Source organism: Pseudomonas ulcerans, from assembly GCF_036324125.1.
GTDB classification, from domain to species: Bacteria; Pseudomonadota; Gammaproteobacteria; order Pseudomonadales; family Pseudomonadaceae; genus Aquipseudomonas; species Aquipseudomonas ulcerans.
This window is the reverse complement of record NZ_JAZDQN010000014.1, coordinates 101,941-116,479: the sequence shown is the minus strand read 5'-3', so window position 1 is coordinate 116,479 and position 14,539 is coordinate 101,941. Positions and strand designations below refer to the sequence as shown.

Annotated in this window: 17 protein-coding genes; 6 read left to right on the top strand and 11 right to left on the bottom strand. The window is 66.5% G+C overall.

What is annotated here, in order from left to right; genetic code table 11:
• The first annotated feature begins 84 nt into the window (after positions 1–84).
• From V0R59_RS15220 to V0R59_RS15210, 3 genes are all read left to right on the top strand, one after another.
• Positions 85–624 (top strand): methylated-DNA--[protein]-cysteine S-methyltransferase, encoded by a 540-nt coding sequence (locus V0R59_RS15220; RefSeq protein ID WP_330075550.1) that lies wholly within the window; start codon positions 85–87, stop codon positions 622–624.
• A gap of 107 nt (positions 625–731) precedes the next feature.
• Positions 732–1,571, top strand: coding sequence for a glutathione-dependent disulfide-bond oxidoreductase (yghU, locus tag V0R59_RS15215; protein WP_330075551.1), 840 nt, complete (start codon positions 732–734; stop codon positions 1,569–1,571).
• A 119-nt stretch (positions 1,572–1,690) separates the two neighbouring features.
• Positions 1,691–1,999: an EthD domain-containing protein gene (locus tag V0R59_RS15210; protein ID WP_330075552.1), complete on the top strand. Its 309-nt coding sequence runs from the start codon at positions 1,691–1,693 to the stop codon at positions 1,997–1,999.
• A 7-nt stretch (positions 2,000–2,006) separates the two neighbouring features.
• Here V0R59_RS15210 and V0R59_RS15205 read toward each other — a convergent pair whose 3' ends face one another.
• From V0R59_RS15205 to hpaA, 7 genes are all read right to left on the bottom strand, one after another.
• A complete protein-coding gene (locus V0R59_RS15205; protein WP_330075553.1) occupies positions 2,007–2,891 on the bottom strand; it encodes an arginase family protein in 885 nt (294 codons plus the stop codon).
• 14 nt (positions 2,892–2,905) lie between these two features.
• The gene (locus V0R59_RS15200; RefSeq protein WP_330075554.1) at positions 2,906–3,877 is read right to left on the bottom strand and encodes a quinone oxidoreductase family protein; all 972 of its coding nucleotides are present in this window, start codon (positions 3,875–3,877) and stop codon (positions 2,906–2,908) included.
• A 103-nt stretch (positions 3,878–3,980) separates the two neighbouring features.
• Positions 3,981–4,880 (bottom strand): DMT family transporter, encoded by a 900-nt coding sequence (locus V0R59_RS15195; protein WP_330075555.1) that lies wholly within the window; start codon positions 4,878–4,880, stop codon positions 3,981–3,983.
• A 163-nt stretch (positions 4,881–5,043) separates the two neighbouring features.
• Positions 5,044–5,973 carry an AraC-like ligand-binding domain-containing protein gene (locus V0R59_RS15190; RefSeq protein WP_330075556.1) on the bottom strand — a complete coding sequence of 310 codons (930 nt, stop codon included), beginning with the start codon at positions 5,971–5,973 and terminating at the stop codon, positions 5,044–5,046.
• 67 nt (positions 5,974–6,040) lie between these two features.
• Positions 6,041–6,544, bottom strand: a complete 504-nt coding sequence (hpaC, locus tag V0R59_RS15185) for a 4-hydroxyphenylacetate 3-monooxygenase, reductase component (protein WP_330075557.1) — start codon at positions 6,542–6,544, stop codon at positions 6,041–6,043.
• Complete coding sequence (gene hpaB, locus V0R59_RS15180; protein ID WP_330075558.1) at positions 6,541–8,106, bottom strand: 4-hydroxyphenylacetate 3-monooxygenase, oxygenase component; 1,566 nt, start codon at positions 8,104–8,106, stop codon at positions 6,541–6,543. Before hpaB ends, hpaC begins: the two co-directional genes overlap by 4 nt.
• A gap of 83 nt (positions 8,107–8,189) precedes the next feature.
• Positions 8,190–9,104: a 4-hydroxyphenylacetate catabolism regulatory protein HpaA gene (hpaA, locus tag V0R59_RS15175; protein ID WP_330075559.1), complete on the bottom strand. Its 915-nt coding sequence runs from the start codon at positions 9,102–9,104 to the stop codon at positions 8,190–8,192.
• 418 nt (positions 9,105–9,522) lie between these two features.
• Between hpaA and V0R59_RS15170 the strand changes: the two genes are divergently transcribed.
• The gene (locus V0R59_RS15170; protein WP_330075560.1) at positions 9,523–9,753 is read left to right on the top strand and encodes a DUF4160 domain-containing protein; all 231 of its coding nucleotides are present in this window, start codon (positions 9,523–9,525) and stop codon (positions 9,751–9,753) included.
• Positions 9,741–10,193, top strand: a complete 453-nt coding sequence (locus tag V0R59_RS15165; RefSeq protein ID WP_330075561.1) for a DUF2442 domain-containing protein — start codon at positions 9,741–9,743, stop codon at positions 10,191–10,193. The genes V0R59_RS15170 and V0R59_RS15165 overlap by 13 nt, the downstream gene beginning before the upstream one ends.
• 55 nt (positions 10,194–10,248) lie before the next feature.
• Here the strand turns inward: V0R59_RS15165 and V0R59_RS15160 are convergent, their stop codons facing one another.
• The 4 genes from V0R59_RS15160 to V0R59_RS15145 are packed head-to-tail and all read right to left on the bottom strand — an operon-like array spanning position 10,249 to position 13,428.
• Positions 10,249–11,463 carry a pyridoxal phosphate-dependent aminotransferase gene (locus V0R59_RS15160; protein WP_330075562.1) on the bottom strand — a complete coding sequence of 405 codons (1,215 nt, stop codon included), beginning with the start codon at positions 11,461–11,463 and terminating at the stop codon, positions 10,249–10,251.
• A complete protein-coding gene (locus tag V0R59_RS15155) occupies positions 11,460–12,101 on the bottom strand; it encodes an RraA family protein (protein ID WP_330075563.1) in 642 nt (213 codons plus the stop codon). The genes V0R59_RS15160 and V0R59_RS15155 overlap by 4 nt, the downstream gene beginning before the upstream one ends.
• Positions 12,101–12,763 (bottom strand): RraA family protein, encoded by a 663-nt coding sequence (locus V0R59_RS15150; protein ID WP_330075564.1) that lies wholly within the window; start codon positions 12,761–12,763, stop codon positions 12,101–12,103. Before V0R59_RS15150 ends, V0R59_RS15155 begins: the two co-directional genes overlap by 1 nt.
• Positions 12,760–13,428 carry an RraA family protein gene (locus tag V0R59_RS15145; protein ID WP_330075565.1) on the bottom strand — a complete coding sequence of 223 codons (669 nt, stop codon included), beginning with the start codon at positions 13,426–13,428 and terminating at the stop codon, positions 12,760–12,762. The genes V0R59_RS15150 and V0R59_RS15145 overlap by 4 nt, the downstream gene beginning before the upstream one ends.
• A gap of 106 nt (positions 13,429–13,534) precedes the next feature.
• Here V0R59_RS15145 and V0R59_RS15140 point away from each other — a divergent pair, with 106 nt between their 5' ends.
• Positions 13,535–14,431, top strand: coding sequence for a LysR family transcriptional regulator (locus tag V0R59_RS15140; protein ID WP_330075566.1), 897 nt, complete (start codon positions 13,535–13,537; stop codon positions 14,429–14,431).
• The last annotated feature ends 108 nt before the right edge of the window (positions 14,432–14,539 follow it).

The window sequence follows — 14,539 nt, the reverse complement described above, 5'->3', positions numbered from 1 at the left end:
CTTTGTGGCGCATTGCATGGCGGGTATTGAGGTGGCCGCGGTGAGCGTGCTAAATGCTCGTCCCGTCTCCGGAAACCGCTGCCCATGTTCTACGCCACCACCTACCAGTCCCCCGTCGGCCCCCTGCACCTGGCCAGTAGCGACAGCCACCTGATGGGCCTGTGGATGGCGGGGCAGAAGTACTTCGGCGGCAGCTCCCCGGGCGAACTGGTGGTCGACGACGAACTGCCCTTCCTGGTCCAGGCGAAAACCTGGCTCGACCGCTACTTCGCCGGTGAACAACCCCCCATCGCCGACCTGCCCATGGCGCCGCTGGGCAGCGACTTTCGCCAGGCCGTGTGGACCTTGCTCTGCGAAATCCCATATGGCGAGACCACCACCTACGGTGAAATCGCCAAGGCCGTGGCCGCCCGCACCGGGTTGGCAAGCATGTCCAGCCAGGCCGTGGGTGGGGCAGTGGGGCACAACCCGATTTCCATCATCATTCCCTGTCACCGGGTGATCGGCCGCGACGGCAGCCTCACCGGCTATGCCGGTGGCATCGAGAAGAAGATCCACCTGCTGGAGCATGAAGGGGCGTTGTCGTCGCTGTTCTACACGCCCACTCGCGGTACTGCTCTTTAAAGGCTGCCGCGAACTGCCTCCAGTCCCCACAAACTGAACTGACACTTGCCCACGATGGCCGAATGCTCGATAACCACCGATGCTTCGACCCATTCACGAGGTTCGCCATGTCAGACGATACTTATGTTCCACCCCGGGTCTGGACCTGGGACAAAGCCAGCGGCGGCCAGTTCGCCAGCATCAATCGGCCCATCGCCGGTGCCACCCACGAGCGCGAGCTGCCCCAGGGCCGTCATCCCCTGCAGCTGTATTCCCTGGCCACGCCCAACGGCGCCAAGGTCGGCATCATGCTCGAAGAGCTGCTGGCCGCAGGCTTCAAGGACGCCGAGTACGATGCCTGGCTGATCCGCATCGGCGAGGGCGATCAGTTCGCCAGCGGCTTCGTCGAGCTCAATCCCAACTCGAAGATTCCGGCCCTGCTCGACACCCGGGTCAAGCCGGCCGTGCGCCTGTTCGAGTCCGGTTCGATCCTGCTCTACCTGGCCGATTCCTTCGGCGCCTTCATTCCCAAGGACCCGGCAAAACGCGCCGAATGCCTGAACTGGCTGTTCTGGCAGATGAGCGGTGCGGGCTTCGTCGGCGGTGGTTTCGGGCATTTCTTCGCCTATGCGCCGGAGAAATACGAGTACCCGATCAACCGCTACACCATGGAGGTCAAGCGCCTGCTCGACGTGCTCGACCGCCAGCTGGCGGAACATCGCTACGTGGCGGGCGACGAATACACCATTGCCGATATCGCCTGCTGGCCGTGGTTCGGCGAGATGCTGCGCAACAAGGTCTACGGCGCCGCCGAGTTCCTCGATGCACAGAACTACACCCATGTGCTGCGCTGGGCCGACGAAATCGCCGAGCGCCCGGCGGTCAAGCGCGGGCAGCGGGTCAACAAGACCTGGGGCGAGGAGGCGGAGCAGTTGCCGGAGCGGCATGCAGCCAGCGATTTCGATTGAATCGCTGACTGGCGCGAGGAGCACAGTGGCGGGCCTGCAGGGCACAGCGCGGCGAGCGCCGACGGTTTGCAATGGAGGCTTTCCACGAGGGTATTCCGATGCATGCAATCGCTTATCTGATGAAACGCAAACCCGGCCTGAGCCGCGAGGAGTTCGAGCGGCGCTACGCCGAGCACGGGGCGGTGATGGCCCGGGCCGCCATAGGGCTGTTGAGCTACACGCAGTACCCCGGGCGGGCGATGGGCGTCGGTGATATCTACACCAGCGCCGAATCGCAGTGCTACGACGCGCTGTCGGTGTACGTCTTCGCCTCGGCCGAGTGCGCGGCGCAGACCACGCTGTTGCCGGAGGTGATCGCCGACAGCGAGTCTTTCATCGACTTCGCCAGCATGATCACCTTGCCGGTCACGCCGCGACAGGTGGTTTGATGGCGCGTTAGTCCTTGCTGCCGCTGCCGATCAGCGGCAGCCTCGCCAGCATGTTCTTCAGCTCCAGTGCATCCCAGGGCAAGTGCTCGGCGATACCGATGCCGACCACGTCGGCCACGGCCGCCACATCCGCCAGCACACGCACGACCTGGGCAATGCTCATCCGGCCCTGGGGCACCTGGTCCCAGACCCCAGGCGTCTGCGGGTTGGCGAAGAGCAGGGCGCGGAACTGGCCGGGGTCGAGAACGTCGAGGTCGAGGTGGATCGCCAGGTGGCGGGCGCCGGTGGACTTGAACCAGTCCAGCACTGGCTGGCTGGACGTGGCCAGCGCCTCCGGACCTGCCGCCTGCAGGCCGAAGCGGCGGATGAAATCGGCTTCTCCCGCCGAGGTTCCCCGCAGCCCGGCATACATCACGTGGCTCGGCTTGAGCGGCCGCTGCACGCCGTCGGCGAACTGGCGGTCGCCCTGGCCCAGCAGGTTGCCGAGGACATGGGCGTGGGCATGGCCATAGTCCGCCGGGGTCATCACGTCCGGGTGGGCGTCGACCCACAGCACCGCCAGTTCACCGTCGTAGCGTTCGTTGAGGTAGGCGAAGGGGGCCAGGTCCACCAGGCAGTCACCGCCGAGCACCACCAGGCGGTCGGGCTGGTGCCGCTCGATCAGCCGGCGTGCCTCCAGGTACTGCTCGAACAGCGCGCTGCGCCCGACGATGCCGTCTTCCAGCGGTAGCGGCGCGTCGTCGGGAAGGGCCACGGCCACTTCCTCCCGCGGGCCGTCGTGGTCAGGGGCCAGCCATTCCAGCAGCTGCGCGCCGAAGTGGTAGGGCGGGTTGTTGCCGCCCTGCCACTGGGGGAAGAACAGGCGCAGGGTCTTGGAGTCTTTGTCGTTCATGGAGTCACCATCGGTCAGGGGTGGAGCAGGATGGCGCCGGTCGCTTCGCGTGAGGTCAGGCGAGCGTAGGCGTCGGCGTGTCGTTCGAGGGGGTAGCGGCTGTCGATGCGCGGCTTGAGCAAGCCCTGGGCGACGAAGTGCAGGATCCGTTCGAAGGCTGCGGCGATGTCGGCGGGGGTTTCCAGGTGGGCGTCGTAGCCGGCGATGCGTTTTTCGTGGATCACCACGTCGGCAACGTCGATCTGTGCCTGCGTGCCGCCGACGAAACCGATGCACACCACGCAGCCGCGCGGGCGCAAGGCGGCCAGCAGCGCGCCGGTCAGCGAGCCGCCGACGGTGTCCAGCGCCAGGTCGGCGCCCCGGCCGTCGGTGAAGGCCAGCACGCGTTCGCGCAGGACATCGCGGGACAGATCGATGACCCGCTGCGCCCCGGCCTGGCGTGCCTGCTCGACCTTGGCCGAGGTGGACACCACGGCGATCGGTCGCGCGCCGAGGGCCAGGGCGGTTTGCACCAGGGCCTGGCCGACCGAGCCGGAAGCGCCGGACACCAACACGTCCTGCCCGGCACGCACTTGGCCGACGCGGTTCAGCGCCTGGAACGCGGTGAGGTAGTTGATCGGCAGCGCGGCGCCTTCGTCGAGGCTGAGGCCGGCAGGCAGTTCGATCAGGCGCGCGTCGTCGATGGCGACCCATTGCTGTTGCAGGCCATCCTGGGTGATCCCCAGGGCTTCGCCGCCGTAGATCAGCACCGGGGTGCCGGCGGCGAAGCGCTGGCTGTGCTCGACCACCCCGGCGCCGTCGTTGCTCAGCACCAATGGCAACGCCGGGATTGGCAACTGCCCGCTACGCAGCAGCTGGGACAGCGGGTTGGCGGTGGCAGCATGCACGCGCACCAGCGACTGGCCGGCGGCAACCACCGGCATGGGACGTTCCTCGATGACCATCAGCGGCGTCGTGCCGGCTTGCTGGAGAACCAGGGCTTTCATGCATTTCCTCCCTTGTTTGCGGATGGAAGCATGCTGGGCCGTGGCGCTGGCGGGCGCTTTGTTCAGATGGTCAGGGGCTTTGGGCCAGGCGCCAGTTCGCGATTCAGGTGGTCTGGGCGGTGTCTGCCGTGGCCAGTGGACTGCTTTCGGCGGCGATGATGGAGATCGTCACCAGCAGCAGGGCGATGGTGTCGCTCAGGTGCAGGGTTTCACCGTAGAAGGCGATGGCGAAGAAGGTGGCGGCCAGCGGCACCACGGCAATGGCCATGCCGGTGGCGCTGGCGGGAATTCGCGTCACCCCCATGAAGAACAGCACATAGGGCGCCGCCCAGACCAGCGCGGCGTAATACACCATCACCCACCAGGTCGACGCGCCCAGGCCGTGCCAGTCGAAGGTGGCGGCCTGGCCGAGGGCCATGGGCAGGGAGAACAGGCAGCCGGTCAGGCACACGCCGGCGGACAGGGTGATTGGCGGCAGGGTCACGTCCAGGCGATTGGCGGCGATCACGCTGATGGCCGTGCACAGGGTGGAGAGCAGCAGGAAACCCACGCCCAGCCAGGTGGTGTGGCCACCGTCGGCAGCGGGCAGGGTCAGCACCAGGATGCCCGCCACCGCGAGGGTGATGGCCAGCAGCTTGCGCAGGGTCAGGCGCTCCTTGAGCAGCAGCGACGACAGGCTCAGCACCAGTGCCGGCGCCAGGCTGGTGAACAGCGCGGCCATGATCGCCGAGGCCGACTCAAGCCCGTACAGCAGGAACACCGTGTACAGCATCGCGCCCAGCAGTGACTGCACGCTGACCGCCAGCCACACCCGCAGGCCGATGGCGCGCAGCCTGGCCTTGTCGACGAACCTGGCGAAGGGCATCAGCATCACGAAGGCCATGGCGAAGGTCAGGGAGGTGAACAGCCAGATCGGCACCTGGTTCATGGCTTCCTTGGCCACCGGATAACTGATTCCAATCAGGAAATAGCACAGCAAGACGTACACGTAGCCGCGGTTCATGGCAGACCTCTGTTATTGATTGTCATGGCAGCGATGAAAAGGGGAGGCGTGGCTGTTGTTGGAGGTATCGGCGCATCGTGCCGCCACGCTGCGTCGATCCTGCGCCGGCGTGGTCTGTGGTGCTTGATTGCAGGCGCCAGGCGTTGCACCCGGCGCGCCAAAGCTAGCGACTATGCAGCAACTGTTGTGGCGTCACCCCGTAGGTGCGCTTGAAGGCATGGCTGAAGTGCGACAGGTTGCTGAAGCCGAACGACAGCGCGGCTTCGGTCACCTGGTTGAAACGCCCGGACAGCAGGGCCTGGTGACAGGCTCCCAGGCGCTGCTGCCACAGCCAGCGGATGGCCGTGGTGCCCTCGCTGGCGAACAGCCGGTTGAGGGTGCGCGGGGCGACGAAGGTGGCCTGGGCGATGGCGTCGATGTTCAGTTGCGGGTCATGCAGGTGGTCCAGCAGGTATTCCTTGATCCGCTGCAACTGGCGGGCCTGATGGGGTTTGAGCGCGGTCGCGTCGTCCTGGAACTCTGCCTCGAACGCCGTGCCCAGCACATCCAGCAGCGCACCGTTCAGGCGCTCGGCGGCGGGCGCGGGCAGCTCGGGGGTTTGCCACAGTTCGCCGAGCATCGAGTTGGCCAGGCGTCCCAGGGGCGACCTGACCGACAGGGTGCGGCTGAGAAAGTGGCTGGCCCGGGGAATGTGGGCCAGCAGCAGCGGGCGTGGCACCACCATCACCAGTTGATGGTCGCCCCTGGGGAATTCGCAGCGGTAGGGCTGGGCGCCGTCGTACAGGACGATATCGCCCAGGGCCTGGCGCGAATCGCGGCCCGACTGGGAAACGAAGGTCTCCTCACACAGGGTCACGGAAACGAAGAACTGCTCGCAATCCTCATCGGGGCGCTGGCGCACGTACTCCATCGGCACCGAGCGGATCCGCGTGTAGCCCACGCCCCCGAGGGTGCGGGCGTCCAGCTCGCCGTCGAAACGGTCGTCGCTCAGGCGGGTGTTGCGGGTGGGGCCATAGGTCGTGCAGACCACATCCTGCCAGTAGGCGTAGCGTTCCTTCGCCGGCAGGCTGTCCACAGGATAGAGTGTATTCATGACCTGACCTCGGGGAAGACGGGCTGTGCTGCCGCCCACCTTACCAGAGGCCAGGCCTTGCCTGTGCTCAGATTGCCGCGCTGGGCCGCGTCAGCGGATGAAAGGCACGGCTGAAATACACCAGCCCGTCGCCGCTGTCGCGCACCTGGATATCCTCCAGCTCCACCAGCAGCACCGAGTGGGTGCCGACTTCCTGCACCTGGGTCACGCGGCCTTCGAGGTTGGCCAGGGCACCGGCGAGCTTCGGTTGGCGGGCGTCCTGGAGTTGCCAGTCGTGCAGGCCGAAGCGCTGCTCCATGGTCACCTGGGTGATCCCGGCGAAATGCCGTGCCACCTCTTCATGCTCGCTGGCCAGCACGTTCACGCAGAGCCGGCCGTTGGCCTTGATCACCTCGTTCAGCGCGCTGTTGCGGTTGACGCAGACCAGCAAGGTCGGCGGCGTGTCGGTTACCGAGCACACGGCGGTGGCGGTGATGCCGCAGCGCCCGGCCGGGCCGTAGCTGGTGATCACGCTGACTGCGGCGGACAGGTGCGCCATGGCTTCGCGAAAGGCTTGCTGCTGGCTGTTCATTGGCGGATCCGCTCCAGCGCGTTGATGTCGTCCGGATTGTGCAGGTGCGGCACGGTCCAGCCTTGCTCGTCGTAGTCGGACAGGCACTGCTCAACCAGCCCCTGCATGCCGGCCATGGCGCCGCTGGCGCGGGCGTAGGCCAGGGTCTGCAGGCGGATATCGTCCTGGTTGCCGGCGTAGTTGATCTCGTACAGCTCGTGGCGGCCGCCGAATTCGCTGCCGATGGCGTCCCACAGCAGCTTGAGGATCTTCACCCGCTGGCGATGGTCCATGCCGCCGGAGCCACGGCAGTAGGTGGCCAGGTACTTGTCCAGTTCCGGATTGGCGAAATCGCGCACGCCGCTGGGCAGGTAGATCAGGCCGCTGGCCACGGTCTGCTCGATGATCTTCTTGATCGCCGGGTAGGCGGTCGGCGCCATCACCCGGTAGACCTGCTGCGCCTGGTTGCTCGGCAGCAGTGCCGGGACGCTCCAGTTGTCCTGGCGCTCGGGTGCACCGCACATGGCGTCGGTCAGCGACCAGAACAGGTTGCGCCAGGCGATCACCTCGCCGACCTGCGCCGAGACACCGCGAAACTCCAGGGAGCCGGTGCATTCCAGGGCCTTGGTCAGCAGTCCGGCAATAAAGTCCAGTTTCACCGCCAGGCGCGTGCAGCCCTGCATCGGGTACAGGCGGCCGAAGCCGCCGGCGCTGGCGAAGCGTCGGCAACGGTCGTAGTCGCGGTAGACCAGCACGTTTTCCCAGGGCACGAAGACATCGTCGAGGATCAGGATCGCGTCGTTCTCGTCGAAGCGGCTCGACAGCGGGTAGTCGAACGGCGAGCCGGTCAGGCCGGCCTGCAATTCGTAGGACGGCCGGCAGATCAGCTTCAGGCCGGGGCTGTTCATCGGCGCGAGGAACATCAGGGCGAAGTCCGGATCGTCGCCCATGACCTGGGCCGAGCCGAAGCCGATGAAGTTGTAGTGGGTCAGGGCCGAGTTGGTCGCTACCACCTTGGCGCCCTTGACGATGATCCCGCCTTCCACCTCGCGCACCGCGCGGATGAACACGCCCTTGACCTCGTCGCTGGGTTTGTCGCGGTCGATGGGCGGGTTGACGATGGCGTGGTTCAGGTACAGGCAGGATTCCTGGATGCGCTTGTACCAGGCCCGGGCGTTGTCGGCGTATTCGCCGTAGAACTCCGGATTGGCCCCGAGCACCGCGCCAAAGGCCGCCTTGTAGTCCGGGGTACGACCCATCCAGCCATAGGACAGCCGCGCCCAGGCGGCGATGGCGTCGCGCTGCTCGCGCAGTTGCTCGGCGGTCTCGGCGATGCGGAAGAACTTGTGGGTGTAGCCGCCGTTGCCGGTATCGGTCGGCCAGCACAACTGCTCGTGGTGTTCGGGATCGTGCAGGGCGTCGTAGAGGCGGGCGATGGACGCGGCGGAATTGCGGAACGCCGGGTGGGTGGTGACGTCCTTGACGCGGTCGCCGTAGATGTAGATTTCGCGATCGTCACGCAGGCTTTCGAGGTACTCGGCGCCGGTGTAGGGGCGGCTGGTCTCGGGCAGGGCAGTGGGCATGGGGGTCTCCGCTGATTGTAGTTATCGGAAGCCTTGGGGCTGCGGAGAATGATGGCGGCGAGTGGTTGTGGGCTGAATGACGGTTATGCTGGGAAACTTGTATTTTTCGTAAGCTGCCCGGCGCGGTAGTCGCGAGGGCTGACACCCACCTGCTGAGTGAAGAAACGCGAGAAGTAGCCAGGATCCTTGAACCCCAGTTCGTAGCAGATCTCGTTGACCGACATCCCGCTGTGCAGCAGCAACCGCCGCGCCTCCTGAGCCTGGCGTTCCCAGACCACGCGCTTGGCCGACATCTGCGCGATGCGCCGGCAGACCAGGTTGAGGCGGGCGGTGGTCAGGCCCAGCAGCTCGGCGTAGCGGGGCATTGGCCAGTGTTCCTGAAAGTGCTGTTCCACCAGCAGGTTGAAGCGGTGGAACAGCAGCAGGTCCGGGCGGTTGACCTGCCAGTCGGGATGCGCGTTGCCGGTGAGGCGCAGGAGAGTGACGAGGATCAGGCGGACCAGCGCCTGCAGGTTGAGGTCGCGGCCGGGGAGGTCGCTGCGGAATTCCCGTTGCAGAAGCAGGAACAGCTGGTCGATCTGCAGGGCTTCGGCGGCCAGTTCGCCGGGCAGGTCGGCAAGGCTCACGCACAGGGGGATTTCCAGGCGCGGGTCCGGGGCGCGCTTGCCGTCGCTGAACATCTGCCAGACCCAGGGCTGGCGCAGGGTGATCACATGGCCCTCGCACTCGGCGTCGGTGACGAAGGCGTGGGGGACGCCCGGCGGGGTGAAGAACAGCATCGGGCCTTGCAGGCGGTACGGGGTGTCGTCGAGGTAGACGTGGACCTGGCCCCTGGTCATGTAGTGGAGCTGGAAGAAGCGGTCGTGGCGGTGTACGGCGACGTTGCGGCCGAACACGGCGGACAGGCGGCCGTGGGCGTCGTAGTGCAGGTCGGCGTCGGCGTAGCGCTGGTCGTAGTCGCGGCCGAGGTCGAGGATGGGGATCGGGGTGGTGGTCATGGGATTGTTGTTATGGGTGGAGGCGGGTGTTTCTAGCCGAGGGGAGTGGTGGTGTCAAACCGGGCCTCATCGCTGGCAAGCCAGCTCCCACAGGATCTTGGGCCAACCGCGACATTCGGGTTCGACACCCAACCCTGTGGGAGCTGGCTTGCCAGCGATTGGCCAGTTGCATCAACACCAGGATCACCTGGTGTGCCCAGCTGATCTGTGAAATCACCTACAAGAAAGTCGGAGATGATGGAGTTTTCGTGGCTTTTTGCGACAGACATCCGGTGGTGCTCTTTCCAGGCTCGTCGCTAGCATGGCTGCCCCTCTCATCCGGCGCTGCTCCGTCGGCCACATGCGAACCGGCCCGCATACGTCTGTTCGCACACGGCCACGGTATTGATGCATCGCCAAATTGGCGATATCTTCCACCATGTCTACCCGATACCGATTCCGCGACAAGTACCGTATCGAACTGCGAGAAAGAGACCACCTGCCACCCCATGTCCACCTGACCGGTGGTGGGGTAGATGTGGTGATCAGCCTGGAGTCGGTGAGCGTCATGCAAGGTGCCGCACCCGCCAAGGTGGTGCGTGAGGCCCTCGCGTGGGTTGCGGCCAATCAGGCCGGTCTGTTGAAGGAGTGGAACAAATGGCATCGATGAAACGTCCTCGCCTGCGGGCTGTGCGGCCACGCCCGGAGGCACGCCTGGAGCTCACCTTTACCAATGGGCAGCGCTTCGACCTGGACATGAGCGATGCGCTGGCGTCGTACCCGGGCCTGGCACCGCTTGCCCAAGGCAAGTCATTCGAAGGCGCCGTCCTCGGGGATGGAGGATGGACGGTCGAATGGCCGGCGCTGGATATCCAGATCGGCGCAGACACCTTGTTGCTGGACGCCCTTGCCCAGGCGGCGCCGGACGAAAACACGCGGATCTTCATCCGTTGGCGGCTAAGGCATCGAATGACGCTCGACCAGGCCGCCACTGCATTGGGCGTCAGTGCGCGCAGTATCAGCCGGTACAGCAGTGGCCGCGAAGTCGTGCCGCGGACCTTGGCCCTCGCTTGCCTGGGTTGGGAAACGCTGGAACAGGACGCTGCCTGATAGCGAGTGCTGCCCCTGTGGAAGCGACCAGGCTCGCTCCCACAGGTTCAGCACGCTACCGGCGCAACGTCCGGCAGAACCGCCCGATCGCCTCGCAAGCTTCCACCAACTCCCCGTCCTCCAGCGCGTAGGCAATCCGCAGATAAGGCCCGAGCCCGAATGCACTGCCGTGCACTACTGCCACATTGGCTTCCTCCAGCAACGCCAGCGCCACATCCTCATCCGTCGCCAGCACCCGCCCACCCGCCGAGGTAGCTCCGATCAGGCCGGCACAATCGGCGAAGGCATAGAACGCGCCACCGGGCTTGCGACAAGACAACCCGGGAATCGCATTGATGATATTGACCATCAGGTCCCGTCGACGCTGGAACGCCGCGCGACTCTCCTGGAGGAAATCCTTCGGCCCGCGCAATGCCGCCAGCGCCGCATGCTGGGCAATCGAGCAGGCGCCGGAGGTCTGCTGGCCCTGCAGCTTCTCCATGGCCTCCAGCAACCACCGCGGCCCGGTGGCGAAGCCGATGCGCCAGCCGGTCATGGCGTAGGCCTTGGACACGCCGTTCATGGTCAGGGTGCGCGATGCCAGGCGCGGTTCCACCTGGGCCAGGGTGAGAAACGCCTGCCCGTCGAAGATCAGGTGCTCGTAGATGTCGTCGGCGAGCACCAGCACCTGCGGATGGGCCAACAGCACTTCGGCCAGCGCCAGCAGTTCCTCGCGGTTGTACACCGCGCCGGTGGGATTGGACGGCGAGTTGAGGATCAACCAGCGCGTGCGCGGCGTGATCGCCGCTGCCAGGGCCTTGGGCGTCAGCTTGAAACCACTGTCGGCATCACAGGTGACCAGCACACTGCGCGCGCCACACAACTGCACCATCTCCGGATAGCTGACCCAGTACGGCGCCGGCACTATCACCTCGTCCCCGGGATTGAGGCTGGCGGCCAGGGCGTTATGGATCACCTGCTTGCCACCGCTGCACACCAGGGTGTCCTGCCAGTCGACGTCGAGTCCGTTCTCGTCGCGGAACTTGTCCGCCACCGCTTCACGCAGGGCGCGCAGGCCGGCGACCTGGGTGTAGCGGGTATGACCGGCGTCGATGGCCTGCTTGGCTGCCTCGCGGATGTGCAGCGGCGTGTCGAAGTCCGGCTCGCCGGCACACAGCGAGATGATCCGCGCACCCTCGGCGCGGCGCCGGGCCACGCGGTCGATGATGCCGTAGGTAGCCGAGGGCCGGGCATTGGCCAGGTTGGGGTTGAGGCGTCCCGGATCGCTCACGAATGCGTCCTCCATTGGGTCAGGTTCATCAGTTCGAGCGTGGTTCGACCGCCGCTGATGGCGTCCATCATCACGCTTTCCTTGTCGGCGCGGGCCTGGCCTTCGGCGAGGATCCGCGCGGCTTCGCCCTGGGGCAGGATGACCACGCCATCTTCGTCGGCCACCACCAGGTCGCCCTGGGTGACCCACGCGCCGTTGAAATTGAACGGGCTGCCAAGGGACGCCACGCTGGCCTTGACCGTGCCTTTCACCGAGATGCCCCGGGCAAACACCGGGAACTGCCGGCGGCGCAGCGCGACGATATCGCGCACGCCACCGTCGATCACCAGGCCGATCACCCCGGCGGCCTCGGCGGCCACGGTCAGTACTTCACCCCAGTAGCCGGCGATGAAGCTGCCGGTCCCCACCACCAGCACGCTGCCGCGGGGGACCCGCTCCATGGCCAGGTGCAGTGCCAGGTTGTCCCCCGGCGCGCATTCCAGCGGGTAGGCTGGACCTGCGACGAAGGCGCCGTCCCATACCGGGCGGATGGCGCTGTCCACGGCGGTGGGCAGGTGCGAGGCCTCGTACAGGGTCGAGGTGCCGAGCAGGCGGGCACGTTCCCGGTAGTCGGCGGGGAAGGGCAAGGTCGGGTTCATCAGGCTTTCCTCTGCAGGTTGTGATAACCAAGCGCTTCACGGGCCTGGCGCAGGGTCTTGCCCTGGCTGATCTGGGCACGGATCTCGGCTTCCACCGCTTCGATGCGCCGCGCCGTCTCGGCGACTTCCCGGGCACGCTCGCGGGGCACCACCAGCACGCCGTTGGCATCGGCGACGACGATATCGCCGGGGCATACCCGCGCGCCGCCGATGGACACCGGCTGGTTCAGCGCCTGGACCTGCACCCGGTCCTTGCCGGTACGCATGTAGCGGCCCTTGCTGAAGATCGGGTAGCCGTCGCCGAGCGCCTTGCTCACGTCGCGGCAGACGCCGTCGATCACCGTGGCGGCGATGCCTTGCTGGCCGGCGTACTGGGTCATGATGTCGCCCCACACGGTGCAGTCGCTGCGGCCGTCGTTGGCGATCACCACCACCGCACCCGGGGCCACGTCGTCGATGAAGTCGCCGACAGTGCCGGGCGGGGTGCTGGCGCTGACGTACTGCACGGTATAGGCCGGGCCGACCACGACCCGCTCGTAGTTGGCCAGGGACATCACGCCCAGGCACTGGCCGGGCAGGCCGAGCTTGTCGAGGGCGTCGGAAACGCCGGGGGTGTCGAGGCCGGCGAACAGGTCGACGAGTTGCTGGTCGGGGTTGCTCATCGCTGCGTCTCCAGGTTGATGGCTTCGAACTGGCTGTCATGCATCACTTCGGCGACCGAGCGTCCGCCGCGCACGGCCTCGACCATGCCGGCCTGGCGCCGGGCGATGCGCTCGCCGAGGTCGAGGACCTGCTGGATATGCGCCTGGGCGACGAACACCGTGCCGCAGTTGTCGGCGATCACGTAGTCGTCTTCGCGCACCGTCACCCCGGCGACCTCGATGGCACAGGCAGCATCCACCTGGACCACGCGGTTGCGCGCGCTGACCATGGTCACGCCGCGGCCGTAGACCGGGTAGCCAATGGCCGCGCTGCCGTCGATATCACGGCTGCAGCCGTCGATCACCGTGCCACGTACGCCGCGGGCATGGGCCGCATTGGCGAGGATGTCGCCCCAGCAGGAAATGCCTTCCAGGCCGCCGGCGATCACCAGCACCCGGTCATCGCTGGCGATGGCCTCCACCACCGGGGTGATCAGGTGCACGGTGGGCGCGGCGTCGGTCTTGGCAGCGAGCCGGACGGTGCTGGCCCGACCCACCAGCGGCGGGCAATTCCACAGCGGGCGCAGGCCGAAGGTGGCGCCGGGCAGGCCGAGGAAGTCGAGGGCGTCGGAGACGGTGTTGCTGTCCAGCGCCGCCAGGCGGTGCAGAACGGTGTCCTGGTTCATGAAGCAACCTCTCTGGTGTTGGGAGGCGCCGAGTGTTGAACAGCTGCTTCGATAGGTATATTCCTTATCAAGGATGTCTCCCATACGCCCAACCTATGGAAAAGCCATGATCAATTTCCGCCTGATCCGTCACCTCTGGCTGTTTCTCGCCGTCGCCGAAGAACAGAATTTCGGCCGCGCCGCCAAGCGCCTGGGCATGACCCAGCCACCGCTCACCGAGCAGATCCAGATCCTCGAACAGGCGCTCAAGGTCAAGCTGTTCGAGCGTTCCCGCCGCGGTGCGCGACTGACCCCGGTGGGCCAGGCGATCCTGCCGGCGGTGCGCAAGTTCGCCGACCAGCTGGAACGCCTGGAGCTGGCGGTGGAGGAGGCGGTGGCCGGGCACCAGGGCATGCTCACCATCGGCGCGATTTCCTCGGCGATGTTCGACGTGCTGCCCGGCGCACTGGAGCGTTTCAAGCAGGACTACCCGCAGGTCAGCGTGTCGGTGCGCGAGATCGACAGCGTCGAGGCGGTGCCGGCGCTGGAGTCCGGGGATATCGACGTGGCCTTCGCCCGCCTCGATGGCGACCTGGGCAATGCCATCCAGTGGCTGCCGTTGACCGAGGAGCGGCTGATGGTGGCCCTGCCGGCCGAGCACCCGCTGGCGGCGCGCAGCCGGGTCAGCCTGGCGAGCCTGGCCAGCGAGCCGCTGGTGATGTTCGCGCGCAAGGTCAGCCCGGTGTATTTCGACAACCTGGTCGCCACCTGCCGGGCCAACGGCTTTTCCCCGCGGGTGCTGCACGAGGTGCGTTCGGTGGCCTCGCAGATCGCCTTCGTCAGTTGTGGCCAGGGCATCGCCCTGGTGCCGGCGGCGATGAAGAAGCTGGCGCCGGCCAACGTGGTGCTGCGTTCATTGACCCAGAAGGTCAGCGTGGTCACCACGACCCTGGCCTGGAACAGCACCCGGAGCAACCCGCTGGCGGAGGCGCTGGTGGCGCAGATGCGCGGCGGGGTGGTTTGACACCGCCTCTGTGGGAGCGGGTTCACCCGCGATTGCGTCAGTGAATTCGATACTGCAATCGCGGGTGAGCCCGCTCCCACAGGGGTAGTGTCAAGCCTAAGACATCAT

Coding starts and splice junctions, on each gene's coding strand:
- V0R59_RS15220 (WP_330075550.1), top strand. CDS start 85: ATGTTCTACGCCACCACCTACCAGTCCCCCGTCGGCCCCCTGCACCTG.
- yghU (WP_330075551.1), top strand. CDS start 732: ATGTCAGACGATACTTATGTTCCACCCCGGGTCTGGACCTGGGACAAA.
- V0R59_RS15210 (WP_330075552.1), top strand. CDS start 1,691: ATGAAACGCAAACCCGGCCTGAGCCGCGAGGAGTTCGAGCGGCGCTAC.
- V0R59_RS15205 (WP_330075553.1), bottom strand. CDS start 2,891: ATGAACGACAAAGACTCCAAGACCCTGCGCCTGTTCTTCCCCCAGTGG.
- V0R59_RS15200 (WP_330075554.1), bottom strand. CDS start 3,877: ATGAAAGCCCTGGTTCTCCAGCAAGCCGGCACGACGCCGCTGATGGTC.
- V0R59_RS15195 (WP_330075555.1), bottom strand. CDS start 4,880: ATGAACCGCGGCTACGTGTACGTCTTGCTGTGCTATTTCCTGATTGGA.
- V0R59_RS15190 (WP_330075556.1), bottom strand. CDS start 5,973: ATGAATACACTCTATCCTGTGGACAGCCTGCCGGCGAAGGAACGCTAC.
- hpaC (WP_330075557.1), bottom strand. CDS start 6,544: ATGAACAGCCAGCAGCAAGCCTTTCGCGAAGCCATGGCGCACCTGTCC.
- hpaB (WP_330075558.1), bottom strand. CDS start 8,106: ATGCCCACTGCCCTGCCCGAGACCAGCCGCCCCTACACCGGCGCCGAG.
- hpaA (WP_330075559.1), bottom strand. CDS start 9,104: ATGACCACCACCCCGATCCCCATCCTCGACCTCGGCCGCGACTACGAC.
- V0R59_RS15170 (WP_330075560.1), top strand. CDS start 9,523: ATGTCTACCCGATACCGATTCCGCGACAAGTACCGTATCGAACTGCGA.
- V0R59_RS15165 (WP_330075561.1), top strand. CDS start 9,741: ATGGCATCGATGAAACGTCCTCGCCTGCGGGCTGTGCGGCCACGCCCG.
- V0R59_RS15155 (WP_330075563.1), bottom strand. CDS start 12,101: ATGAACCCGACCTTGCCCTTCCCCGCCGACTACCGGGAACGTGCCCGC.
- V0R59_RS15150 (WP_330075564.1), bottom strand. CDS start 12,763: ATGAGCAACCCCGACCAGCAACTCGTCGACCTGTTCGCCGGCCTCGAC.
- V0R59_RS15145 (WP_330075565.1), bottom strand. CDS start 13,428: ATGAACCAGGACACCGTTCTGCACCGCCTGGCGGCGCTGGACAGCAAC.
- V0R59_RS15140 (WP_330075566.1), top strand. CDS start 13,535: ATGATCAATTTCCGCCTGATCCGTCACCTCTGGCTGTTTCTCGCCGTC.